Genomic DNA, 23,632 nt, shown 5'->3' on the forward strand with positions numbered 1-23,632 from the left:
CGTAATTGCGGTGCTTTTTAATTATCAGCTTTGAAAAGCACCGAAATATCCGCGGCGGATGATCCGGGAGGCGCGATGGAAACTTTTATTAAAATCACAAAAAAGTTATACTGGTTAGGCGGGATAGGGATCATAGGGATTCTTTTTGATCTTTCATCGCTAAAGTGGTTTGCGTTATTTTTTCTATTGGGAATCGTGGATTTTATTTTATCGTTTTTTATTGTTCTGCGAACGAAGTCAGAAGATGAAACGATCAATGATTTAAAGTTCCTGTTTCAGAATTTGGGCATGTTATTGGGAATCCCGATTATCTATTTGCGAAATTTATTTCACTTGCCTGATATCAAAAATTATAAGCCGGAAGTGCGATACGGTTTACCGTTTGAGGGACGGTGGATCGTTGCAAATGGAGGAATCACAAAAGACGATTCGCATTCATGGAATATTTGCAATCAAAGATATGCGTATGACTTTTATATTCAAGAGCATGGGAAAACTTTTTGCAATAGTGGAAAAAATGTGACGGATTATTTTTGTTATGGTAAGCCTGTTTTGGCAGCTGAAAGTGGAACCGTTGTGGAAATCAAAGATGCGTTTGATGACACACCTATTCCGGAGAAAATAGAAGCAGTATGCAGCGCTTCTGATCTGAGAGGGAATTATGTGATCATCCGGCACTCAAAACATGAATACAGTATGATCGCTCATATAAAGAAAGGAAGCTTTTGTGTCAAGGCAGGCGACAAAGTTTGCAGAGGGCAGCAGATTGCATGTTGCGGAAACAGCGGGAATACGAGTGAGCCACATATACATTTTCAAATACAACAAGGGAAAAGTTTTTTGTTATCAGCAAGTTTACCGATTTTGTTTGATAAAATAAAAAATCATACGGAAAATGACCGGTCATATATTAGAGCCGGAGATATAGTAGAAAATGGGAAGTAGGAGTTGACGTTTTGGAAGAATGTGTCAGCTCTTATTTGTATAGACGACGAGCCAAAGTCCGGGCTTACCCGGGACCTTGGCGACTGCTTACAATCCCGGAATGAGCCTTTTGCACTTCCGGTGATTTTGATCCGGTTTTATATCTGTAAAATTTCCGGAATTTTGTGAAAAATGTCATCTTGTATCTTTTCAAATCTCATGATAAATTAAATACACTCACGGAAGTTCTGTCCGTGGAAACTGCGAATCGGCGGGAACGCCATCCGGGGGATTCCCCCCAAGTAACCGATTTTGAAAACAAAAAAGTGTACAAAAGAATCGTGTGGATTCTGTTGGGGAGGACTTGAACGGTACAGAAATTTTTCGTATACTGAAAAAAAGATTCTGAGAAAATCTGAGAGGTGTCATAAGTCTGAACCGGAGAAAGAGAAAGGAGACTTATGGCAGAAAAAGCAAACAAAAAGTACAAAGATAGTGTATTTGTAGATTTATTTTATGCGGATGAATCTGCGGAGGCAAATGAAATCTCGTTATATAATGCATTGCATGAAGAACCTCTTCCGGAGGGAACGGAAATCCGAAAAATCCGGGTGGAGAATGTGCTGTATATGAATTTTAAGAACGATATTTCTTTCGATGCAGGCGGAAAGCTGATCGTATTTGGAGAACATCAGTCCACAATCAACGAGAATATGCCGCTTCGAAATCTTTTGTATGTCGGGCGGGCATATGAGCAATTAGTTCCGGTGGAAGACCGATACAAAAAGAAGCAGGTGAAACTTCCGAAACCCGAGTTTTATACGTTTTACAATGGGGAAGAAGCGTGGGCAAAGGAAGAGGTGCTGAAGCTGTCGGATGCCTATTTGGAACAGGGCGGCGAAAAGACCTTAGACTTGAAAGTGAAGATGATTAATATCAATCCCGATCAGCATCATGAGATACTTGAAAAATGCCCTGTGCTCGGAGAGTACAGTCAGTTTGTAGAAGCAGTGCGAGCTCATCAGAGGACAGGAGAAGAAAATGCATTGCAGAATGCGGTGGACGAATGTATCAGGCGTGGAATCCTCTCAGAATATCTGCGGAAAAAAGGAAGCGAGGCGGTCAATATGCTAATAGCTGAGTATGATTACGACATGGATATTAAAGTGCAGAGGGAAGAAGCGAAAGAAGAGGGAATTGAACAGGGCATTGCAAGGGGAAAGGAACTTGGTAAGGTTGAGGGAATCCGATTGGGAACTGTGAATAATATCATGGAATTCCTGGAAGATCTGGGGGAAATCCCGGAGACTTTAAAAAGCAAGATCATGCAAGAAGAAAAGCCGGATGTTTTGAGAAGATGGCTGAAACTGGCGGCAAAAGCGGAGACGATTGAGCAATTTGAGAAAAGTGTAGAGAAATAACATCTTGTGGTACTTTGAAACTTGAAAGTAAAAATGATTAATATCAATCCCGATCAGCATCATGAGATACTTGAAAAATGCCCTGTGCTCGGAGAGTACAGCCAGTTTGTAGAAGCAGTGCGAGCCCATCAGCGGACAGGAGAAGAAAATGCATTGCAGAACGCGGTGGACGAATGTATCAGGCGAGGAATCCTCTCAGAATATCTGCGGAAAAAGGGAAGCGAGGCGGTCAATATGCTAATAGCTGAGTATGATTATGATATGGATATTAAAGTGCAGAGGGAAGAAGCAAAAGAAGAGGGAATCCGGTTGGGAACTGTGAATAATATCCTGGAATTCCTGGAAGATCTGGGAGAAATCCCGGAGACTTTGAAAAGCAAGATTATGCAAGAAGAAAAACCGGATATTTTGAAAAAATGGCTGAAACTGGCGGCAAAAGCGGAGACGGTTGAAGAATTTGAGAAAAAGATAGAAAAATAAAATGCTGCTGCGCTTGGAAAATACATCCTTGCGCAGCGACACAGCAACTGTCTTTCAGTCGTCTTATTTCCGCACCCATCGTCCGGAGGCGCCGCACGGCAGTACCAGTCCGGTATTTCGTACCGGAAGTCCGATCTCCTGGGATTCTACATGTCCGTTCCAGTCTTTTAATTCTGTTGCGATCAGGTAGGTGAGCACTGCCGGGGCCAGCCCAGTCGTGTAGGAGTTTACAAGGAAGAACAGCGCGTCTTTGGACAGGATTTTCGTACAAAGATGGATCAGCGGGTGGATCATATCTTCGATCTTCCAGATTTCTCCTTTTGGTCCGCGCCCGTAAGACGGCGGATCCATGATGATCGCATCGTAAGTATTGCCGCGGCGGATTTCCCGTTCTACAAATTTGACACAGTCATCCACAAGCCAGCGGATCGGCGCATCTTTCAAACCGGAAGAGACCGCGTTTTCTTTCGCCCATGTGACCATTCCTTTGGAAGCGTCCACATGAGTGACTTGTGCGCCGGCAGCTGCAGCTGCGAGTGTGGCGCCGCCTGTGTAGGCGAACAGATTCAGGACTTTGACCGGGCGGTCGGCATTTTGGATCAGGTCAGAAAACCAGTCCCAGTTTGTCGCCTGCTCCGGAAACAGTCCGGTATGTTTGAAACTGAATGGCTTCAGGTTGAAAGTCAGCGATTTATAATGAATCTGCCACTGCTGCGGGAGATCGAAAAATTCCCACTCGCCGCCGCCTTTTTTACTGCGGTGATAATGTCCGTTTTTGTGCTTCCAGCCCGGATCGTTCTTCGGGGTGTTCCAGATGACCTGAGGGTCCGGACGAACGAGCGTATAATTTCCCCAGCGCTCTAATTTTTCACCGGAGGAACAATCTATTACTTCATAATCTTTCCATTGATCTGCAATCCACATGATTTGATCTATCCTTTCTCTTACAAACTATTCTAATCGATTCTCTTTGTTACTTTACCAGAAATGGAGCAAATAATCTATACATTAATTCATACATCTTTAAAAATCGTTCTTTTATTTTTAAAGAATTTTTAGCGTCAGTGTGCAAAGGGCGTTTATCCCCTTGTACACTTATGCTACCGAAAGAAAATGGCGGGAAAAATCAGGCGAACAGGCAGAAGAGAAAACTAAAAAAGTCAATATAGGTTGAAAAATATAAATATTCAACCGTTTTTATGAGACTTATGAATGAATATTGATATTTGAAAAAAGCTTTGATAGAATGTGTACAGAAAAAAGAAGGAATTCCGAAAAAAATTGTTGAAAAAGGAGAGATGGTTATGAAAAGGAAAAAAATTGTTTGTTTACTTTTATCGGGCTTACTGACAATGGGACTGGTAAGCGGATGCGGAAGCAGTTCATCCGATGAAGGCGGCGACGCAAAGAACGAGACAAAGACAGAAGACACGAAAAAAGACGATGCGGCAAAAGAGGAAGCTTCCGGAGACAAGATCACTCTTCGTATGGCGTGGTGGGGATCACAGACAAGACATGATGCGACAAACAAAGTGATCGAGATGTACGAGGAACAGAATCCGAATGTAGATATCGAAGCGGAATTTTATGACTTTGACAGCTATTTTACAAAATTGGATACATTGGTAGCGGCAGAAGATCCATGGGATATTATCCAGATGGGCGGAAACTTCCCGAAATATGAAAACAGTATTGAATATCTGGACAGCTATATCGAAGATGGAACGATCGACGTCAGTGATACAACAGATGCGTTTTTGAAAACAACACAGAATAACAATGGCGATCAGGTTGGTATTTCCGTTGGAACTAATACATATGGAATCGCTTACGACCCGGCAATGTTTGAAGAAGCCGGCGTGCCGGAACCGACGGACGACTGGACATGGGATGAGTGGAAAGATGCCTGCTTAAAGATCACAGAAGAACTTGGTGTGTACGGAAGTTCCAAGATGGACAACTTCATCGCAGGTGTGACACAGAGAGTATCTCAGGCAGAGAAAGATGCGAACTTCTTTAATATGGAGGGAACAGGACTCGCTTGGGATGATCCGGAGCCGATCGCAGACTATTTTGCAATGATCCAGGAACTGACGGAAGCAGGAGCTTATCCGGATGCTGGAGCGATCAAGGAGATCAAAGATATTGAAAACGACTACCTTGTAACAGGCGACGCGGCAATGACATGGGTAGCTTCCAACCAGATCAACTCCATCGTAAACGCAGCGGGAAGAGAGATCAAGGTTGCACCGGTTCCGAGAATGGAGAAAGACGGCGCTTACGGAATGATCGTACAGTCATCCCAGATGCTCTGCGTATCCAAAACTTCCGAATACAAACAGGAAGCTGCAAAATTCATCAACTACTTTGTAAACGACATCGAAGCAAATAAAGTGCTCAACGGAGAACGTGGCGTTCCGATCATGACTGAAGTTCGCGAGACGGTAAAAGCGCAGGCGGATGATTCCAGCAAGATGATCTATGACTTTGTAGACAAGATCGGTAACTTCCCTGTGGAAAACAGCAACGTGATCAGTCCGGAACCGAAGACAGAGATCGAAGACTATGACAAACTGCTGATCGAAAAAGTACAGTACGGCGAGATGACGCCGGAAGAAGCTGCAGACGATCTGCTCGAATTTGCAAAAGGAAAATTCTAACCAGGACATAGAAAAGGGCAGAAATATTTGGATTTCAGATGTTTCTGCCCGCTTCTTTTACTCTGGGCGAATCTATGAAGGATGGAAATGATATGGAAAAACAACGAAATTTCAAGAAATTTTTATACAGCAACAATACGGCGGGATATGTTTTTTCGTTGCCCTTTATTGTCGGATTCCTCGGATTTACTTTGATTCCGATCCTTGTATCCATGTACTATTCGGTTACGGATTACAAACTGGGGCAAGAGGCAAATTTTATCGGTTTACAGAACTATCTCGATCTTTTTGCGGATGAACGTTTTATGAATTCCATGAAGGTGACGGTGATCTATGTTGTGATCTCGGTACCCGTGAAACTGGCGTTTGCCCTGCTTGTGGCATATTTTTTGACCAAACAGAGAAGAGGCGTTACGTTCTATCGTTCTTTGTATTATGTGCCGTCTCTGATCGGCGGAAGTGTTGCGGTAGCGCTTGTCTGGAAAACGATCTTTTCCAGAAGAGGTCTTGCAAATGCGATACTCGCCGGGCTTGGTCTGGACAAAATCTCATGGCTCGGTGATCCGAAAACGGCAATGGGAATTTTGATCGCGATGTCGGCATGGCAGTTCGGATCTTCGATGATCATTTTCGCGGCGGGATTGAAAGAGATTCCGACAACATATTACGAAGCGGCGGACATTGACGGGGCAAATAAATTCCAGCGTTTTGTGAAGATCACACTGCCGTGTCTTTCCCCGATCATTTTGTACAACCTTGTCATGCAGACGATCTCGGCGTTTATGTCATTTACGCAGGCGTTTGTCATCACACAGGGAGGACCGAACGATTCGACGAACTTCTATGCACTGTACGTCTATAATCATGCGTTCAAGTGGTCGAACATGGGATATGCGAGCGCAATGTCATGGATCATGCTGATCATTATCAGCGCACTGACATTGATCATCTTTAAAACATCAAAATTCTGGGTATTTTCAGAATCTGACAGCTAGGAGGAGAAAGCGTTATGAGAACAAAACATCGTATAGAAAGTGTATTATATCATGTTCTGATCTGCGGTTTCGGGTTCATTATGATATATCCGGTATTATGGATGATCAGCGGTGCATTTAAAAACAATACGGAAATATTGAACGGCGGTCTGAGCCTGATCCCGGAGGTATGGCGTTGGGAAAACTTCGTCAACGGCTGGTCCGGTTTCGGAGGCATTTCGTTCGGGACATTCTTCAAAAATTCGCTGATCGTGGCAGGCGTTTCCACATTCGGAACCGTGATCAGTTCCGCGTGTGTTGCGTATGCATTTTCAAGGATCAAATTCAAAGGAAGCAAGATCTGGTTTACGGCAATGCTCTGTACCATGATGCTTCCGGCGCAGATCATTTTGGTGCCGCAGTATATTATTTACAATAAACTGGGATGGGTCGGAACATATCTTCCGCTGATCCTGCCGCATTTCTTTGGTCAGGCATTTTTTATCTATCAGATGATGCAGTTTATCAAAGGAATCCCGCGGGAACTTGACGAGGCGGCGACCATTGACGGATGCAGCAGATATTCGATATTTACAAGGATCATCCTGCCGCTTCTGAAACCGTCGATCGTGACGACGATCATCATCCAGTTCTATTGGAAGTGGGACGATTTTATGGGGCCGATGATCTATCTGAACAAACCGGAGATGTACACAGCGTCGCTGGCGATCAAACAGTTCGCGGATTCGTCTTCGACAACCGATTACGGCGCGATGTTCGCGATGTCGGCATTGTCTCTGATCCCGGTATTTTTGATCTTTTTGTTCTTCAATAAATATCTGGTTGAGGGAATCAGCAGCAGCGGACTGAAAGGATAACAGCAGATCATGCAAGAATGACGACAAAGGAGAATGACGATGATTCAAAATCCGATTTTAAAAGGGTTCTGCCCGGACCCGAGTATTGTCCGGGCAGGGGATGATTACTATATTGCGGTCTCGACGTTTGAGTGGTGGCCGGGAGTGAAGCTGTTTCTCTCGAAAGATCTGCAGAATTGGATGCAGATCGGGGCGGCGCTTACGAGAAAAAGCCAGCTGGACATGATCGGGGACCCGACGTCCGGCGGGGTATGGGCGCCGTGCCTGAGTTATGATAACGGGCGGTTTTATCTCGTGTTCACCGATGTGAAGACGAAAAAAGGCAGGTTTTATAATACGCATAATTATCTGGTTTGGACAGACGACATCCGGGGGGAGTGGTCCGAACCGGTTTATTTGAACAGTATTGGATTTGATCCGTCTTTGTTCCATGACAATGACGGAAAAAAATATCTGATCAATATGGTCAACGGATTTAAAGGCGTGCTTGTTCAGGAGATCGATCCGCAGACATGGGAGCTGATCGGCGAGCGGAAAAAAGTCTATGCGGGCTCCGGTATCGGCTGTACCGAGGGACCGCATATGTACCACATCGGAGAATGGTATTATCTTCTGACGGCGGAGGGAGGAACCGGTTACGATCACTGTGTTACGGTCGCACGATCCAGGAGCGTGTGGGGACCTTTTGAGACCGATCCGCACAATCCGCTTCTGACTTCCGAGCGGGGACGGGATGATGCCTTGCAGAAATGCGGGCACGGAGATCTGGTGCAGACCCAGAGCGGCGAGTGGTATCTGGCACATCTGTGCGCACGACCGAAGAATGGAGACGATCTCTGTGTGCTCGGTCGGGAAACTGCCATTCAAAAACTGGTGCTGGATGCGGACGGATGGTTCCGTTTGAAATGTGGCGGACGGTATGCCAAAAATCAGACGGAAAGTCCGGAAGAGATCGTGCCGGGAAATGCGGAAGTAGTTCCGGCGCTTGATCGATTTGTGCCGGAGAATCTGACAGAAAACGGATGGAACCGATGGCAGAACGGTTATTGTTCCCCGAGAAGACCGCTGGGAAGCGACGCAAGCCTGACTGCGCGAAACGGGTATCTCAGGCTGATCGGAAGAGAATCTCTCAATTCCCTGCATCGGGTGACGCTGGCGGCAAAGCGTCAGACGGCGCTTTGTATGGAAGCGTGCACGCGGATGGAATTTCATCCGGAATACGAGGAACAACTGGCTGGGCTCGCTTATATGTATGACGCGATGAATTTCTATCTGTTCGGAAAGACCGTGGATGCGGAGGGAGATCCGGTTCTGGTACTGTTAAAAAGCGACGGTGGTGTGATCACGGATGAAACGGAACCGATCCGGCTGGAGACAGACGATGCGGTGGCTTTCCGTGCGCGTACCGGTCAGGACGGAGCGAAAGTAACGTTTTCCTATCGGCAGAACGGTGTGTGGAATACGGTGAAAGAAGACTGCACGACGGAGATTTTGACAGATGAACATTGCCGCGGGTTTACAGGGGCACATTTCGGAATGTATGTCCATGATATGACAGGGCTTGCCCTGCATGCGGATTTTGAATGGTTTTATCTTGGAGAACCACAGGAGGATGAAACATGAGCAGAGTGACATTTCAGAGCAGCGACAGCCTTGTGCAGAAGCTGTTCGATACGGCGGAAGAAAAATTAAAGCAGAATCTGAAAGATTTTGCGGGCAGAACGGTGCTGATCGAGGGCGGCGGATATGAAAAGATATGGCTGGAAACACAGCCAATGGGCGGGGAGATGTATGCGAAACGTGATATGGTTCCGGCGCTGAACAATCAGCTTTTATTTATGGAATGTCAGCGTGCGGACGGTCGGATTCCGGGCAGTATCGCGCTGATCGACGGAAAGATCACGCCGCAGTTCAACAAGTTTCAGGGATTCTGTTTTCCGGAACCGGCGCTGAACATGTACTATCTGATGGGAAAAGATGCGGATTACCTGGAGCTGCTCCACCGGACGCTTCGGCGGTTTGACGAATATTTGTGGAAGACGCGGGATTCCGACGGGGACGGATGTCTGGAGACATGGTGCAAATATGATACCGGAGAGGATCATGCGATGCGGTATGGGGATGCGCCGGATGCATGGGAGGAGGAGACGCCGCCCGAGGGCTGCGAGGCAGTGCCGATCGCGTCCATGGATGTGATGAGCTATTCCTATTCCTGCCGCAGTGTTCTTGCGGAAATCTGCCGGATCGCCGGAAAAGAGGACGAGGCGGAGCAATGGGAAGAGAAAAGCAGTCAGGTGCTTCAGAAGATGAAAGATTACCTTTGGGACGAAGAAAAAGGCGCGTACTTTGACCGGGACAAACATCACAAGCAGATGCCGGTGCTCATCCATAATACATTGCGGACGATGTACTGGGGCAGCATCACGCAGGAGATGGCAGATCGATTTGTGAAAGAACATCTGCTCAATCCGAACGAGTTTTGGACAAAACTGCCGCTTCCGTCTGTGGCGGTCAATGATCCGCTCTTCCGGAATGTGACGACGAATAACTGGAGCGGTCAGGTGGAGGCTCTGACGTATCAGCGGGCGATCCGCGCGCTGGAAAAATACGGATATGACGAACTGATCCCGGTGTTGGGGCGGAAATTGTTTGAGGCGATCGGAGAGCGGTGCGTGTTTGTACAGCAGTACGATCCGTTTACATCGGTTCCGTCCGCGGTCGCTTTGGAGGGAGAGCAGGACGCCTATGGTCCGGCAATGCTCTCGGTATTGGAATATATTTCCAGAATGCACGGCGTCCACATTGAGAAAGAAACCGTGTGTTTTGGAAGCTGGGGCAAAGAACAGACCGAATATGAGCAGGAGTGGAACGGCGTGCGCTACCGGATCGTAAATGACGGCAGTCAGGCAGAGGGATTCCGAAATGGGGAAAAACTCTTTACGGTTCCGTCGGGGACGCGTGTGATCACGGACTATGCCGGCAATATTTTGCAGACACACCGTTGAGGTGCTGTCCGGAAATAGCGTTTGGCGTTGTGAACATGGTTAGGAGTGTGAAAGCTCATCCGGGGACAAACGTTCTCCGGCGTAGGATTTGGGGCGTTCGGTTTCTTTGAGAAAACGCTTGCGGTATTTCAGCGGAGAAGTCTCGGTATATTTTCGGAAAATCTTCTCAAAATAGGTGATGCTTTCGTAACCGAGACAGGCGGCGATCTCGGTGATGTTCATGTCGCTTTCGATCAGCAGCTTCTGAGCCTGCAGGATCCGGTTGACATTGATATATTCGTTGACCGTATATCCGGTGATCTCCTTAAAAATCCGGCTGAGGTAACTTTTGCTGATATAAAAGTGACGGGCAACATCATCGAGAGAGCAGGCTTCGTCATAATGATCCGTGATATAAGAGGCAACTTCGGAGACTTTCTGGTGTGTTGCAGTGGTAGAGATCGAAGTTGTCCCGGCATTCAGGCGGTTGTTGTTCCAAAACCGCTGTGCAAAGAACAAAAGCCGTGCAAGCTTGGTCATCGCCATCATTCGGTAACCGGGATCTTTTGTGCGGATCTCGGCGGCGATCCCGTTTAAAAGAGAGAGAACATATTCCTGATTTTTCGGGCAGAGTTCGAGTACCCCTTGATTTCTGCGGAAGAAATCGGAAAGAACCAGTTCGCCGGTGCTGGCGAGAAAAGAAGAAAATGGTTCTTCCTTTAATTCAATGGCAATCCGTTCGTGGTGCGAGTCGCCGTATTGTCCCGTCTTATGGATCTGATTCCGGTCGATGAAAACGAGAGTTCCCTTTTTGACATGATAAATCTGATTCTCGATGAAGTAGTAGCGTTCACCGTCTACGAGATAGTAGATTTCATATTCTTCATGGACATGTTTGTGCGGCATGTCAAAATCATAATTCCGGACAATGCGGTCGATCGTTAGACCGACGTCGGATTCTTTGTAAACAATATTACGCATAGGCGACCTCCTTACCATCCTAAAACAGATTCGGCATGTGCCGGGAATAAGGAAAATACACGGCGCCGATTCGTTTTAAGAAAAAATCAAAAAGATAATATAGTTGGAAAAATGATAAAAAAGAGTGAAATTTTATAAGAATATTATACTATATATCAGTATAATGTCCAGTAGATATAAAGAATTTACGATAAATAAATGGAAGGGGATACGAGTATGAAGTATCAAAATGGAAAAATGTCAGATGTGCAGATCGCGTATATCGGAGGAGGATCCCGCGGTTGGGCGTGGACTTTTATGACAGACCTTGCGCTGGAGCCGGACATGAGCGGAACGATCCGCCTGTACGACATTGATAAAAAGGCGGCGGAAGCGAACAAGATCATCGGAAATCAGGTGACGGCAAGAGAAGATGCTGTCGGAAAATGGGAGTACGAAGCGTACGACAGTATTCAGACGGCGCTGGAGGGCGCGGATTTTGTCGTCCTTTCGATCTTGCCGGGAACATTTGACGAAATGGCTGTGGACGTACATATGCCGGAACGTCTCGGTATTTACCAGTCGGTCGGAGACACCGCAGGTCCGGGCGGGATCATGCGTGCGCTCCGTACGATCCCGATGTATGTGGAGATCGCCGAGGCGATCCGCGATCATGCGCCGAATGCATGGGTCATCAACTACACCAATCCGATGAGCCTTTGTGTGAAAACATTGTATCATGTATTTCCGCAGATCAAAGCTTTCGGATGTTGCCATGAAGTGTTCGGCACACAAAAAGTATTAAAAGAGATCGTGGAGCAGAAATTCGGCGTCGAAGAGATCGACCGTTCCGAGATCCAGGTCAATGTACTCGGAATCAATCACTTTACGTGGTTTGATTATGCATCCTACAAAGGGATCGACCTGTTCCCGGTTTACAAAGAATATATCGACGCACATTACGAGGAGGGACACCATGAGCGCGACAAGCATTGGATGAATTCCAGTTTTGAGTGCGCGCACCGCGTGAAATTCGATCTGTTCCGTCGTTACGGCATGATCGCTGCGGCGGGAGACCGTCATCTGGCAGAATTTATGCCGGGAAATAAATATTTGAACGATCCGGAGACTGTGACCGGATGGAAGTTCGGGCTGACAACGGTTGACTGGAGAAAAGAAGATCTGAAAAACAGACTGGAGAAGAGCCGTAAATTAGTAGCGGGAGAAGAGCAGGTAGAATTGAAGCCGACCGGCGAGGAGGGCATTCAGCTGATCAAAGCGCTCTGCGGACTGCGAAGAATGGTAAGTAACGTCAACATTCCGAACACGAGTTTACAAATCAAAAATCTTCCGGCAGATGCGATCGTGGAGACAAACGCGGTATTTGAGCGGGATGCGATCCGTCCGGTTGTGGCAGGGGAAATCCCGGAAAATGTAAAGACGCTGATCATGCCGCATGTTGAAAATCATGCATACACCTTGCAGGCGGCGCTTACATGCGATAAAGAACTGGTAGTCAAAGCATTTTTGAACGATCCGATCGTCAAAGGAAAGAATTGTAAAGAGGAAGATATCAGACAGCTTGTGGATGATATGATCGCGGCAACGGCGAAGTATCTTCCGGATGGATGGAAGTAGGAAACGAAAAGAGAAGAACAGAGGGCTGATGCGCAATGAGAATGAGTCGAGGCGTGTCAGTCCTCTTTACTCTTTTGGGATTCAGTGATAGAATACATCTATAAGTGCGAAAAACAGGAAAGGGGATGAGGTTTATGATTACAGTAGACGCGATGGGGGATGCCTGCCCAATCCCGGTGATCAAGACGAAAAAAGCGTTGGCAGAGCTGAACGGAAGCGGAGAATTGGAAGTCTTTGTGGACAATGAGATCGCAGTGCAGAATGTATCCAAGATGGCGGCAAATGCGGGCGGCGATGTGGCGAGCGAACAGATTTCCGAGGGAAAGTACCGCGTGGCAATCCGTCTGGCGGGGGATGGTACGGCCGGAGAAAGGGATACGGAAGAAGCGGAAGAAAAAGCAGAAGAAAAACAGGCAGAGAAGACTGCCGGAAAAGAGAAGAAACATACGATCGTCGTTGTGTCTTCCGACCGGATGGGAAGCGGAAATGATGAACTGGGAAAAGTGCTGATCAAAGGATTTATTTTTGCAGTGACCCAGTTGGACGAACTGCCGGAGCAGATGTTATTCTACAACGGCGGCGCAGTGCTGACATGCGAGGGGGCAGATACGCTGGAAGATCTGAAGAATCTGGAGGCGCAGGGCGTGGAGATCTTAACTTGCGGAACTTGTCTGGATTATTACGGTCTGAAAGAAAAATTGCAGGTCGGAAGCGTGACGAATATGTATGCGATCGTGGAAGCGATGAACCGGGCAGATAAGATCATCCGCCCGTAAGCAGAGAATGACGCCGGAAAATGACGTCGACAGGGTGTTTGGAGAAAGGAGAAATTCACAGATGAAGACAAGAGAAGAGATCCGTCTGACTCAGATGAGCAGTACCGCCGGATGAGCGGCCAAAATCGGTCCTGAGACCCTTGCCCAGGTTCTGGGCAAGCTGCCGAAATTCCAGGATGAAAACCTCCTGGTGGGACTGGAGACGTCGGATGACGCCGCAGTCTATCGGATCACGGAAGAAATCGCAATGATCCAGACGGTGGATTTTTTCACGCCGGTAGTGGACGATCCGTATACATTCGGACAGATTGCGGCGGCGAATTCGTTGAGCGACGTCTACGCGATGGGCGGAGAACCGAAGATCGCGCTGAATATCGCGGCGTTTCCGAACTGTTTGGATGTTGAGATATTGGGAGAGATCCTGCGCGGAGGCGCAGAGAAAGTAAAAGAAGCAGGAGCCGTTCTTGTGGGCGGACATACGATCCAGGATAACGAGCCGAAGTACGGGTTGTGTGTTTCCGGATTTGTACATCCCGAAAAAGTGTGGAAGAATTACGGGTGCAGACCGGGAGACGTTCTGATTCTGACGAAACCGATCGGAAGCGGCGTCGTCAACACTGCGGTGAAAGCGCAAATGGCGTCGGAGGAAGCCGCCAATGATGCGATCCGCGTGATGGCGTCGTTAAATAAGTATGCAAAAGAAGTATTCGAGCGATATGAGATCTCGGCGTGTACCGATGTGACCGGATTTGGTCTGCTCGGACATTGCGCGGAGATGGCGTCGGCAAGTGATGTGACGCTGGAATTATATCCGGAACAGATCCCGCTGATCAAAGAAGCGAAATCTTACGCAAGTATGGGATTGGTTCCGGCAGGAGCATACCGCAACCGGGAACATACGGAGGCGATGGTCGACGCCGGAACGACGGAGGAGGCGCTTTTGGATCTGATGTATGATCCACAGACATCCGGAGGTCTTCTGGCAAGTGTACCGCCTCAGGATGCAGACGCGATTGTCGTAGAATTGAGAGCGCGGGATCCGGAAACGGAAGTGTCAGTCATCGGGACGGTCAAAGCCCGCAGTGAGAAATGGATCCGGCTTCTGTAAACAGACAGGAGAAAACAGATGGAAAAACAGGAATGGTACCGCAGGATCCCGAAAGTGGACGTGTTGTTGGAAACGGACGGAATCCGGCAGTATATACCCGCATACGGATATGAGTGTGTGCGGGAAGCCGTGCGCGCAGAACTTTCGGATCTGCGCGCACAGATCGCGCAGTTTGCGGAGGGGGCGGCAGACGAAGACGTACTTCTAAATGAGATTTGCGTGCAGGATGACGCAGAGTCCGGTCAGTCTGCGGATTTTCGGATATTACTGACAGATCGGATTGGAGCGCGGCTTCGGCGGATGCAGTCGCCCGGTCTGAAAAAGGTATTGAACGGAACCGGGACGATCCTGCATACGAACTTCGGCAGAGCGCCCATCGGAAAGGAAGCGGCGTCCCGCGTGCTGGAGACGGTGAGCGGCTACTGCAATCTGGAATACGATCTGGAAAAAGGACGCCGGGGGGAACGGTGCGGACAGATTGAGAACATATTGTGCGAGATCACGGGGGCGGAGGCTGCTGTTGCGGTGAACAATAATGCGGCGGCTCTGCTCCTGATTTTGTGTACGCTTGCGCAGGGCGGAGAGGTGATCGTCTCCCGCGGCGAGCTGGTGGAGATCGGTGGTCAGTTCCGGATTCCGGATGTGATGAAACAAAGCGGAGCCGGGCTTGTGGAAGTGGGGACGACGAACCGGACAAGGCTTTCAGATTATGAGACTGCGGTGACGGAAACGACAAAAGCAATTCTGAAAGTTCACACGAGTAATTACCGGATCATCGGGTTTACCGAGGAGACAAGTATCGAACAATTGGCACCGCTGCGGGAGAAATACGGGATCACTCTGGTCGAGGATCTGGGGAGCGGCGCGCTTCTCGACCTGACAAAGTACGGACTGCCGGGCGAGCCGAACGTACAGGATGCGCTGCGCCGCGGGGCGGACATTGTCTGCTTCAGCGGAGATAAGCTGCTTGGCGGTCCGCAGGCAGGGATCATCGCAGGAAAAAAGGAATATATTGAGAAAATGCGTTCCAATCCTTTGTTCCGCGCACTTCGCATCGACAAGATCACGGCGGCGTTTCTGGAAACGATCCTGTTAGAGTACCGCTCTATGGAACGGGCTCTCGTGCGGATACCGACCTTGCGGATGCTGACGCAAAATGAAAAAGAGATTGCCGAAGATGCGGCGGAATTGAAGATTTTGCTGGAACAGGCTGCATTTGACGCGGAGATCGCCTTATATCCATGCAGATCCAAGGTGGGCGGCGGCGCGCTTCCGGTGACGGAACTTCCGAGCATGGCGGTGGGGATCCGTCCGTCAAAGATCAGCGCGGAGACATTGAGCAGGCGGCTTCGCAGACTTCCGATCCCGGTCGTGACGCGCATAGAAGATGAAAATGTACTCGTGGATGCGCGCACATTTGAAATGGAGTATGCGTCGGAGTTTGTGCGGATGCTGAAAGAGGCGGAAATATTTTCCGGGAAAATGTGTGCGGAGGAGGAGCGATGAGACCGATCATCATCGGGATGGCAGGGCATATCGACCACGGAAAAACGGCGCTGATCCGCGCACTGACCGGACGGGAGACGGATCGGCTGGAAGAAGAACGGCGCAGAGGGATCACGATCGATCTGGGATTTACCTGGATGGATCTGGAAAATGGGATGCGCGCCGGGGTCATCGATGTCCCCGGACATGAGAAATTTATCCGGAACATGGCGGCGGGAGCACCGGGAATGGATCTGGTGTTGTTAGTGATCGCAGCCGATGAGGGGATCATGCCGCAGACCCGGGAGCATATCGATATTCTCTCGGAACTGGGGATCCGAAAAGGGATCATTGTGCTGAACAAATGCGACCTTGTGGATGCGGAATGGTTGGAATTTGCGGAGCAGGAGATCCGGGAGGAATTGGATGAGATGGACGGATGCTGTTTTGCGGACGCACCTCTTTTACGAGTGTCGGCAGTGACCGGGGAGGGTATCGAAAGACTGATCGAGACGATCACGCGGACCGCGATACAGATCGCAGGAGAAAACGGAACGGCGTTCGGAACGCGGGGATTCCGGTTGTTTGTAGATCGGGTGTTTTCCAAAGACGGATTCGGCACGGTCGTGACCGGTACGGTGATGGACGGCAGCCTGAAAAAGGGCGATGAGCTGGAACTTTATCCGCGCGGGGAAATCTGCCGTGTGCGGAACTTGCAGGTATATGAAGAAGAAACCGATTTTTGCAGAGCAGGGGAACGGGCGGCGTGCAATCTTTCCGGTGTGAAAAAGGAACTTCTGCACCGAGGATGCGTGCTGGCGACGCCGGGGACGTTGGAAGTGAGTCGGCTGTTTGCTGTGAAACTGCATTTGCTTCCGGGGGCGGAACGGCTTTTGGAAAACCGGAGCAGACTGCATCTGTACTGCGGAACAACGGAAGTGCTCTGTCGCGCGGTGCTTTTGGATCGGGATGTCCTGGCACCCGGGGAATCAGCCTATGTTCAGCTTCAGCTGGAGGCGGATGCGGCGTTTGTCCGGGGAGACCGGTTTGTCGTGCGGTACTATTCGCCACTTGAGACGATCGGCGGCGGAGAAATCCTGCATGTGGATCAAAAGAAACGGAGACGTTTCCGACCGGATGTGTTGGAAGAACTGAACATATGGGAAAACGGATCGGAAGCGGAACGATTGGAGCAGGCGATTTTTTCAGACAGAGGCATATTCTGTACGGAGAAAAGACTGGCAGATCGGCTCCGTATCGAAGAGAAATATTTGCAGGCGCTTCTTGCGGCGCTTATCGAGACGGGAAACGTTTTACAGTTCGGAAATCTGTTCTGTCATCGGAAAAAAGAAGCATGGCTTCGCCGGACAATTTCGGGACTTTTGGAAGCAAGTTACAGGACGCGCCCGTTCCGAAGAGGCATGAGCCTTTCGGAAGCAAGAAATGTATTTCTTCAGGAAGCGGAAAATGCCGGGATTTCCGAGGGAGAACGGAAGCAGGCATGGGATTCCTATCTTGCATATCTGGAAAACGAGTCGGATTTTCTGGCAGAGCGTGGATATCTTGTCGAAAGAACATATAAAATGCAACAAAATGTTGCTTTTCGGAAATGCAGAGAAGCGTTTGAAAAGGAACTTGAACAAGCGGGATTTCAGTTTACAAAAGCGGCGGTGGAATCTTTGCGGGAAAAATTGAAACAGGAAATAAAAAAGAATAAAATGTCAGATGTATTGCCGGAAAACGCGACGGAAGATTTCCTTACTTATCTGGAAGAGGAAGAGGAGATCGTCCGTCTGGATGACGGGATTTATGCAGGAAAGCGGGATCTGGATGAGGCGGTGTCATGGATCAAAGCGCAGCTTTCCGAACGGGAAAAGATCACAGTTTCCGAATTGCGGGATCATTTGGCATGCGGACGCAAACAGGGGAAGCTGATCTTGGATCACACGGATCGGATCCGGGTGACGAGAAAAGACGGGGCGGAAAGTGAGAGGGTACGAGGAAGATGAATTTGAAACAGTTGGAAGCTTTTGTGGAGGTGGCGGAGAAAAATAGTTTCTCCAAAGCGGCGAAGGCGTTGTATTTGACACAGCCGACCGTGAGCGCACATATTTCGGCGCTTGAGAAAGAATTGGGCAGCAGGCTTTTGATCCGCAACACAAAAGAAGTGGAACTTTCCGAGTCGGGGAAGCGTCTGTATGAATATGCAAAACAGATTGTACTTTTGACGGCGCAGATCGAGCAGGAATTCGGAAAAAAAGAAAAACGCGGCGAGAAACCATATTTTACGATCGCGGCGTCGACGGTTCCGGCGCAGTATCTTCTTCCGAATATCCTGATGCGTTTCCGAAGCCTGTATCCGATGGAGCAGTTCCGCATTCTTGAGAGCGACAGCGCGAGGGTTGTCGAGAAAGTGGCGGCGCGCAGGGCGGATATCGGACTGACGGGAACGGATGCAGCAGGGAAATATTGCGAATTTGTTCCGTTTTATGAGGACGAACTGATCGTGATCACACCGAATTCCGTGAAATATCAGAACCGGAAACAGAGCGGCAGCGCGCTGGAATGGATCGCAGGTGAGCCGATGCTTTTACGGGAAGAGGGGTCAGGCACGAGAAAGGAAGCGATGAAACTTTTGCAGAGAGCCGGGATTGAGGAATCGAAACTTCAGGTGATCGCCAGCATCGAAAATCCGGAGACGATCAAACGGTCGGTCGCAAGCGGAATGGGGATTTCGATCTTATCCGCATTGTCGGCACAGGATGCGGTGAGCAGCGGACAGGTGCTTGCATTTTCTTTGGGAGAAGAGAGAAGCACACGGGAGATTTATGCCGTCTATAACAAAAATTTTCAGCTTTCTGCCGGAGCAAGCCGCTTTTTAAAGCTGATCCGTAAAATGTATCCGGTTTCGGAGCAGAAATAAGGAAGATTTCCTGAAAAAAAGAATGAAGTGCGACAGACTGCTTATAGATTTTATCAATAAGTAGTCTGTTTTATTATACCTTTCGATTAGACGAACGGAGAGGAATTTCGTATACTAAAGAAAGGGAAGATGCAGAGGACAGACGAGGTGAGAGAATGATTTATATGGATAATGCGGCGACGACGATGCAGAAACCGCCGCAGGTGGCGGAAGCGGTCGTCCGTGCGATGGGCACGCTTGGAAACGCCGGACGTGGGGCGAGCGAAGCGTCTCTTGGCGCGGCGCGTGTGATCTATGAGACGCGGGAGCAGTTGTGCCGGCTGTTTCACGGCGAAGATCCGCGGCAGATCGTATTTACGTCGAATGCGACGGAAAGTCTGAATACGGTGATCGGGGGATTGATCGATCCGGAAGATCATGTCATCACAACGGCGATGGAACATAATTCGGTGCTTCGCCCGCTGTATGCGTGTGGACAGACGGGGACAGAAGTGACGATCCTGGGATGTGATGAAAAAGGAAATATTTCTTATGAGAAACTGGAAGCGGCGATCCGGGAAAATACAAAAGCGATCATCTGTACCCACGGATCCAATCTGACGGGAAATCTGAACGATGCGAAAAAAATCGGCGCGATCGCAAAAAAGCACGGAGTATTGTTTGTACTGGATGCGTCGCAGACAGCGGGGCATGTGCCGGTCGACGTACAGGAAATGCAGATTGACGTGTTATGCTTCACCGGACATAAAGGATTGCTCGGACCGCAGGGAACCGGTGGGATGTATGTGCGTCCGGGAGTGCAGATCCGTCCGCTGAAACGGGGCGGAAGCGGGATCGATACATACAATAAAGATCATCCGCCGCAGATGCCGACCGCGTTGGAGGCAGGCACGCTCAACGGTCATGGGATCGCAGGACTCAACGCCGCACTCTATTATATAGAAGAAACAGGTTTGGAAACGATTGGCAATCTTGCTCTGGAACGAATGAGGAGATTCTATGACGGTGTGTCGCGGATTCCGGGCGTGACGGTGTACGGCGATTTTTCTCAAAAAGACCGCTGTCCGATCGTCTCGTTGAATGTGAGGGACTATGATTCTGCGGAGGTCAGCGATGAATTGCTTATGACCTATGGGATCACGACCAGACCCGGCGGACATTGCGCGCCGCTGATGCACGAAGCGCTCGGAAATGTAGAACAAGGCGCGGTGCGATTCAGTTTTTCCCATTACAATACGGAGGCGGAAGTGGAGGACGCCATCCGGGCGATCCGGGAGATCGCCGAATAACAGTCTGCTGTGCCGACAGTTTGGCACAGGCATTCTACAAAAAGGAAAAGGAGAGTAATAGGCTATGAATTTATCAGACTCAAAGAAAAAACTTGCGTTGGCGGGCATCGTATGCGGACTTGTGGCGGTATGTCTTGCCATCTATGGAAATCCGGCGAATATGGCATTTTGTATCGCGTGCTTCATCCGTGATATGGCAGGTGCGCTTGGGATGCATCAGGCGGAGGTCGTTCAGTATGCGAGACCGGAGATCATCGGACTGGTGCTCGGTGCGTTTATCATTTCATTTGCAACAAAAGAATATCGTTCCACCGGGGGTTCATCTCCGATGATCCGTTTTGTGCTTGGGATGATCATTATGATCGGATCGCTTGTATTCTTAGGCTGTCCGCTGCGTATGGTCCTCAGAATGTCCGCGGGCGACGGAAATGCGTGGGTGGCGCTGATCGGATTTATCCTCGGCGTGGGAACCGGAGCGTTTGCATTGAAGAAAGGGTTCAGTCTGGGACGCGCCTATGTGACGAATAAAACAGGCGGCATGGTACTGCCGGCGCTGATGGTGGGCGTGCTGCTGCTGAGTGTGTTTACGTCGCTTCTGAAATCCAGTGAATCCGGTCCGGGAAGCATGCATGCGCCGCTGATCCTTTCTCTGATCGGCGGGCTGATCTTCGGAGCGTTTGCACAGAAATCCAGAATGTGCTTTGCAGGCGGTATCCGCGACGTGATCCTGATGAAAAATTTTGATCTGCTGACCGTGATCGTCGGATTATTTGCGGTGATGCTTGTGTACAATCTTGTGAGCGGCAATTTCGTGTTGGGATTCAACACACCGGGTGTGATCGCCCATTCCGAACATCTGTGGAATATTCTTGGAATGTATGCGGTCGGATTTGCGGCAGTGTTGGCAGGGGGATGTCCGCTGCGCCAGCTGATCTTGGCAGGACAGGGATCTTCCGATTCCGCAGTGACGGTTCTCGGAATGTTTGTCGGGGCGGCGCTCTGCCACAATTTCGGACTGGCTTCCAGCGGAACGTCCCTGAATCCGGAGACGAAAGAACTGGTGGCGGGAGCAGTGACGACCAACGGAAAGATCGCGCTTGTGATCTGCATCGTCGTTTGTTTTGTGATCGCATTTACGAATAAAAGAAAAGAAGCGTAGGAGGGAATCAGCCATGAAAATAGTAGACGCAAGAGGACTTTCCTGTCCGGAACCGTTGATGCTGACGGCGGAGGCATTGAAAAATTCCGATGAATCTGTTAAAATTCTTGTGACAGAACCGCATCAGAAAATGAATGTGGAAAAATATGCAAAGGATCACGGCAGAAAGGCAGTTTCCACGGAAAGTGGAGATGGATTTGAAATCGTGATAGAGTAGAGGATGAGACAGAAAGAATTAAAACTGGTCGTGACATTTCATACAACGGCAGATGCGATGGCGATGGAAAAAGCGTGTAAAAACGCAGCGGTTCCGGGGAGATTGATCCCGGTTCCGAGGATGATCTCTGCCGGCTGCGGACTGGCATGGTGCGCCGGACTTGAGAACAGGGCGCAGATCGTCGGATTGATGGAACAGACCGGGATCGAGCAGGAAGAACTGCATGAGTGTATGGTCTGAGTGATTTTGGGGGCAGAAAGGCGACTGGTGTGTCTCCTGGTCTTCAAAACCAGTGTGGGGCTTAAAGAAGAAGTCCCGGGTGGGTTCGATTCCCACATGTCCTCGCCAAAAAAAGAAAAAGCAAAGATGATAGGAAAGACAGTTGATTTCACATAAGAAATTGATTGTCTTTTTTTGTATAGACGACGAGCCAAAGTCCGGGCTTGCCCGAGACCTTGGCGATTGCTTACAATCCCGGAATGTGCCTCTTGGCACTTCCGGTGATTTGAAAGATTTCATGCCGCAGTAAAAGGTCTGGGCACGATTTTTAAGACCGGTTTAAAAGTGTTGCTTTGGCAGGTGTTGATTTGTTATAAAAAGATTGTATTTATCGTCTTTTTTCTTGTACAGAATTTACAGATAAGATATAATAAGAGCATGTAACTTTTGAGAGAGATAAAAGGTATTACCTATGAAAGAAGAACTGTTTGGCAGACATGGGACCGTCAATGCAGAGACGGCGATTTATACTTACGGAGAGATGGTTTACAGGCTCGCATTGATCCAGATGAAGAACAGGAGCGAAGCGGACGATGTGTTTCAGGAAGTGTTTCTGAGACTGGTCAAATATAAAGACAGGATCCGGAGTGAAGAACATCTGAAAGCATGGCTTTTGCGGGTGACATTAAACTGCTGTAAAAAAGAGTTCGACAAAGCCTTTCGCAGGAATACCGTTGCGATGGAAAAGGAATGCAAAAGCGAAGAAAGTTATGAGATGGAGATGCCGGGTAATCCGGTGTATGAAGCGGTTCTTGCACTTCCGGAGAATTATAAAAGCGTCGTGCACCTGTTCTATTATGAGCAGTATTCCGTGCGGGAGATCGGCAAGATTCTGGAAGTTTCAGAGTCTGTCGTCAAGACGCGGCTTTACCGTGGACGCGAGATGTTGAAAGAAGCGTTGAAAGGAGAGTGGGAGAGTGCAGGAAGAATTTAGAGAAGAATATCGAAAAGCCAATGACAGTGTTCATGTACCGGAAGAACTGATGGAGCGGACGGTAAAGGCAGTCAGAACCGAGGAGCGCAGACAGAAGACGAGGTATTTTTGGAAATATGCGGCGATGGCGGCATGTGTCTGTATTGTCTGTTTTGGCGGCTGGAAACTGACGATGGGTGATCGGATCCGCGTGCAGGATGTGACATTTTCTTCCGGAGAGATGCAGATCGGGCTGACCCTTGGGAATCAAGAGGCGAAGCCGGATGGTGAGGAGAAAAAAGAACAGCTTACGGTTGAGACATATCAGATGGAAGAAAAGGGGAACGTTCCGGAAGAATTGTGGGCGGTGGAACCGAGCCGGATCAATGGAGAAGAGGTTTTCCTTGGACAGACGGAAGACGGCAGACTTCATGCAGCATATGAAACAGGCGGACAGATTTACTATATAATAGAAGAAAGCGGCGACCGCGATTTTCTGATCGAATATTTGAAAAATAATTTATAAAATATTTTGTGAAATCTGTAACCTTTTAAAACGCGGAA

Annotated in this window: 22 protein-coding genes and 1 tRNA gene; 21 read left to right on the forward strand and 2 right to left on the reverse strand. The window is 48.9% G+C overall.

The annotated features are described in order from the left end of the window. The first annotated feature begins 75 nt into the window (after positions 1–75). The 3 genes from I2H87_RS00985 to I2H87_RS00995 all read left to right on the forward strand — a co-directional run bounded on the left by I2H87_RS00985 (position 76) and on the right by I2H87_RS00995 (position 2,825). The gene (locus I2H87_RS00985) at positions 76–945 is read left to right on the forward strand and encodes a M23 family metallopeptidase (protein ID WP_195609113.1); all 870 of its coding nucleotides are present in this window, start codon (positions 76–78) and stop codon (positions 943–945) included. 440 nt (positions 946–1,385) lie between these two features. Further along, a complete protein-coding gene (locus I2H87_RS13755; protein ID WP_117550669.1) occupies positions 1,386–2,345 on the forward strand; it encodes an RpnC/YadD family protein in 960 nt (319 codons plus the stop codon). 33 nt (positions 2,346–2,378) lie between these two features. Further along, a complete protein-coding gene (locus I2H87_RS00995; RefSeq protein ID WP_195609114.1) occupies positions 2,379–2,825 on the forward strand; it encodes a hypothetical protein in 447 nt (148 codons plus the stop codon). 63 nt (positions 2,826–2,888) lie between these two features. Here I2H87_RS00995 and I2H87_RS01000 read toward each other — a convergent pair whose 3' ends face one another. Beyond that, positions 2,889–3,749, reverse strand: a complete 861-nt coding sequence (locus I2H87_RS01000; RefSeq protein WP_195609115.1) for a class I SAM-dependent methyltransferase — start codon at positions 3,747–3,749, stop codon at positions 2,889–2,891. A 380-nt stretch (positions 3,750–4,129) separates the two neighbouring features. Here I2H87_RS01000 and I2H87_RS01005 point away from each other — a divergent pair, with 380 nt between their 5' ends. The 5 genes from I2H87_RS01005 to I2H87_RS01025 all read left to right on the forward strand — a co-directional run bounded on the left by I2H87_RS01005 (position 4,130) and on the right by I2H87_RS01025 (position 10,342). Further along, positions 4,130–5,485, forward strand: a complete 1,356-nt coding sequence (locus tag I2H87_RS01005; RefSeq protein ID WP_009267307.1) for an ABC transporter substrate-binding protein — start codon at positions 4,130–4,132, stop codon at positions 5,483–5,485. 92 nt (positions 5,486–5,577) lie between these two features. Next, a complete protein-coding gene (locus I2H87_RS01010) occupies positions 5,578–6,480 on the forward strand; it encodes a carbohydrate ABC transporter permease (protein ID WP_044954770.1) in 903 nt (300 codons plus the stop codon). 14 nt (positions 6,481–6,494) lie between these two features. Beyond that, positions 6,495–7,337, forward strand: a complete 843-nt coding sequence (locus tag I2H87_RS01015) for a carbohydrate ABC transporter permease (RefSeq protein WP_009267305.1) — start codon at positions 6,495–6,497, stop codon at positions 7,335–7,337. 39 nt (positions 7,338–7,376) lie between these two features. Further along, positions 7,377–8,960, forward strand: a complete 1,584-nt coding sequence (locus tag I2H87_RS01020; RefSeq protein ID WP_207745956.1) for a glycoside hydrolase family 43 protein — start codon at positions 7,377–7,379, stop codon at positions 8,958–8,960. Next, on the forward strand, positions 8,957–10,342 hold the full coding sequence (locus I2H87_RS01025) for an MGH1-like glycoside hydrolase domain-containing protein (protein WP_195609117.1): 1,386 nt from the start codon (positions 8,957–8,959) through the stop codon (positions 10,340–10,342). Before I2H87_RS01020 ends, I2H87_RS01025 begins: the two co-directional genes overlap by 4 nt. 39 nt (positions 10,343–10,381) lie before the next feature. On the opposite strand, the gene I2H87_RS01030 is transcribed toward I2H87_RS01025, so the two are convergent. Further along, positions 10,382–11,302 (reverse strand): AraC family transcriptional regulator, encoded by a 921-nt coding sequence (locus tag I2H87_RS01030; RefSeq protein WP_195609118.1) that lies wholly within the window; start codon positions 11,300–11,302, stop codon positions 10,382–10,384. Positions 11,303–11,518: 216 nt separating this feature from the next. On the opposite strand from I2H87_RS01030, the gene I2H87_RS01035 reads away from it, so the two are divergent. From I2H87_RS01035 to I2H87_RS01095, 13 genes are all read left to right on the forward strand, one after another. After that, positions 11,519–12,919 carry an alpha-glucosidase/alpha-galactosidase gene (locus I2H87_RS01035; protein ID WP_009267300.1) on the forward strand — a complete coding sequence of 467 codons (1,401 nt, stop codon included), beginning with the start codon at positions 11,519–11,521 and terminating at the stop codon, positions 12,917–12,919. A gap of 134 nt (positions 12,920–13,053) precedes the next feature. Next, entirely contained in the window at positions 13,054–13,695 is a 642-nt protein-coding gene (yedF, locus tag I2H87_RS01040; protein WP_054703456.1) for a sulfurtransferase-like selenium metabolism protein YedF, read from the forward strand. Between the two features lie 61 nt (positions 13,696–13,756). Next, positions 13,757–14,803: a selenide, water dikinase SelD gene (gene selD / locus I2H87_RS01045; RefSeq protein ID WP_083825028.1), complete on the forward strand. Its 1,047-nt coding sequence runs from the start codon at positions 13,757–13,759 to the stop codon at positions 14,801–14,803. An 18-nt stretch (positions 14,804–14,821) separates the two neighbouring features. Further along, positions 14,822–16,309, forward strand: coding sequence for an L-seryl-tRNA(Sec) selenium transferase (selA, locus tag I2H87_RS01050; RefSeq protein WP_195609119.1), 1,488 nt, complete (start codon positions 14,822–14,824; stop codon positions 16,307–16,309). Beyond that, positions 16,306–18,297 carry a selenocysteine-specific translation elongation factor gene (gene selB, locus I2H87_RS01055; RefSeq protein ID WP_009267296.1) on the forward strand — a complete coding sequence of 664 codons (1,992 nt, stop codon included), beginning with the start codon at positions 16,306–16,308 and terminating at the stop codon, positions 18,295–18,297. The genes selA and selB overlap by 4 nt, the downstream gene beginning before the upstream one ends. Further along, a complete protein-coding gene (locus I2H87_RS01060; protein ID WP_195609120.1) occupies positions 18,294–19,211 on the forward strand; it encodes a selenium metabolism-associated LysR family transcriptional regulator in 918 nt (305 codons plus the stop codon). Before selB ends, I2H87_RS01060 begins: the two co-directional genes overlap by 4 nt. 155 nt (positions 19,212–19,366) lie before the next feature. Then, on the forward strand, positions 19,367–20,500 hold the full coding sequence (locus I2H87_RS01065) for an aminotransferase class V-fold PLP-dependent enzyme (protein WP_022151875.1): 1,134 nt from the start codon (positions 19,367–19,369) through the stop codon (positions 20,498–20,500). Between the two features lie 64 nt (positions 20,501–20,564). After that, entirely contained in the window at positions 20,565–21,659 is a 1,095-nt protein-coding gene (gene yedE / locus I2H87_RS01070; protein ID WP_195609121.1) for a YedE family putative selenium transporter, read from the forward strand. 13 nt (positions 21,660–21,672) lie between these two features. Next, on the forward strand, positions 21,673–21,876 hold the full coding sequence (locus tag I2H87_RS01075; protein WP_009267291.1) for a sulfurtransferase TusA family protein: 204 nt from the start codon (positions 21,673–21,675) through the stop codon (positions 21,874–21,876). A gap of 3 nt (positions 21,877–21,879) precedes the next feature. Further along, positions 21,880–22,116 carry a DUF3343 domain-containing protein gene (locus tag I2H87_RS01080; protein WP_022151873.1) on the forward strand — a complete coding sequence of 79 codons (237 nt, stop codon included), beginning with the start codon at positions 21,880–21,882 and terminating at the stop codon, positions 22,114–22,116. A gap of 8 nt (positions 22,117–22,124) precedes the next feature. Continuing rightward, positions 22,125–22,224: transfer RNA gene (locus I2H87_RS01085), tRNA-Sec, on the forward strand. 343 nt (positions 22,225–22,567) lie between these two features. After that, a complete protein-coding gene (locus I2H87_RS01090; RefSeq protein WP_022151872.1) occupies positions 22,568–23,089 on the forward strand; it encodes an RNA polymerase sigma factor in 522 nt (173 codons plus the stop codon). Further along, positions 23,073–23,594, forward strand: a complete 522-nt coding sequence (locus tag I2H87_RS01095; protein WP_195609122.1) for a hypothetical protein — start codon at positions 23,073–23,075, stop codon at positions 23,592–23,594. The genes I2H87_RS01090 and I2H87_RS01095 overlap by 17 nt, the downstream gene beginning before the upstream one ends. The last annotated feature ends 38 nt before the right edge of the window (positions 23,595–23,632 follow it).

It is taken from the genome of Mediterraneibacter glycyrrhizinilyticus, from assembly GCF_015560805.1.
Lineage (GTDB): Bacteria > Bacillota > Clostridia > Lachnospirales > Lachnospiraceae > Schaedlerella > Schaedlerella glycyrrhizinilytica_A.

Excerpts from the sequence above, each read along its gene's own strand:
- I2H87_RS01080 (WP_022151873.1), top strand. The coding sequence starts at position 21,880 with ATGAGACAGAAAGAATTAAAACTGGTCGTGACATTTCATACAACGGCA.
- I2H87_RS01025 (WP_195609117.1), top strand. The coding sequence starts at position 8,957 with ATGAGCAGAGTGACATTTCAGAGCAGCGACAGCCTTGTGCAGAAGCTG.
- I2H87_RS01010 (WP_044954770.1), top strand. The coding sequence starts at position 5,578 with ATGGAAAAACAACGAAATTTCAAGAAATTTTTATACAGCAACAATACG.
- I2H87_RS01030 (WP_195609118.1), bottom strand. The coding sequence starts at position 11,302 with ATGCGTAATATTGTTTACAAAGAATCCGACGTCGGTCTAACGATCGAC.
- I2H87_RS01035 (WP_009267300.1), top strand. The coding sequence starts at position 11,519 with ATGAAGTATCAAAATGGAAAAATGTCAGATGTGCAGATCGCGTATATC.
- I2H87_RS01075 (WP_009267291.1), top strand. The coding sequence starts at position 21,673 with ATGAAAATAGTAGACGCAAGAGGACTTTCCTGTCCGGAACCGTTGATG.
- selA (WP_195609119.1), top strand. The coding sequence starts at position 14,822 with ATGGAAAAACAGGAATGGTACCGCAGGATCCCGAAAGTGGACGTGTTG.
- selB (WP_009267296.1), top strand. The coding sequence starts at position 16,306 with ATGAGACCGATCATCATCGGGATGGCAGGGCATATCGACCACGGAAAA.
- yedF (WP_054703456.1), top strand. The coding sequence starts at position 13,054 with ATGATTACAGTAGACGCGATGGGGGATGCCTGCCCAATCCCGGTGATC.
- I2H87_RS01065 (WP_022151875.1), top strand. The coding sequence starts at position 19,367 with ATGATTTATATGGATAATGCGGCGACGACGATGCAGAAACCGCCGCAG.
- I2H87_RS01020 (WP_207745956.1), top strand. The coding sequence starts at position 7,377 with ATGATTCAAAATCCGATTTTAAAAGGGTTCTGCCCGGACCCGAGTATT.
- I2H87_RS01060 (WP_195609120.1), top strand. The coding sequence starts at position 18,294 with ATGAATTTGAAACAGTTGGAAGCTTTTGTGGAGGTGGCGGAGAAAAAT.
- I2H87_RS01015 (WP_009267305.1), top strand. The coding sequence starts at position 6,495 with ATGAGAACAAAACATCGTATAGAAAGTGTATTATATCATGTTCTGATC.
- I2H87_RS00995 (WP_195609114.1), top strand. The coding sequence starts at position 2,379 with ATGATTAATATCAATCCCGATCAGCATCATGAGATACTTGAAAAATGC.
- I2H87_RS01000 (WP_195609115.1), bottom strand. The coding sequence starts at position 3,749 with ATGTGGATTGCAGATCAATGGAAAGATTATGAAGTAATAGATTGTTCC.
- yedE (WP_195609121.1), top strand. The coding sequence starts at position 20,565 with ATGAATTTATCAGACTCAAAGAAAAAACTTGCGTTGGCGGGCATCGTA.
- I2H87_RS01005 (WP_009267307.1), top strand. The coding sequence starts at position 4,130 with ATGAAAAGGAAAAAAATTGTTTGTTTACTTTTATCGGGCTTACTGACA.
- I2H87_RS00985 (WP_195609113.1), top strand. The coding sequence starts at position 76 with ATGGAAACTTTTATTAAAATCACAAAAAAGTTATACTGGTTAGGCGGG.
- I2H87_RS01090 (WP_022151872.1), top strand. The coding sequence starts at position 22,568 with ATGAAAGAAGAACTGTTTGGCAGACATGGGACCGTCAATGCAGAGACG.
- I2H87_RS13755 (WP_117550669.1), top strand. The coding sequence starts at position 1,386 with ATGGCAGAAAAAGCAAACAAAAAGTACAAAGATAGTGTATTTGTAGAT.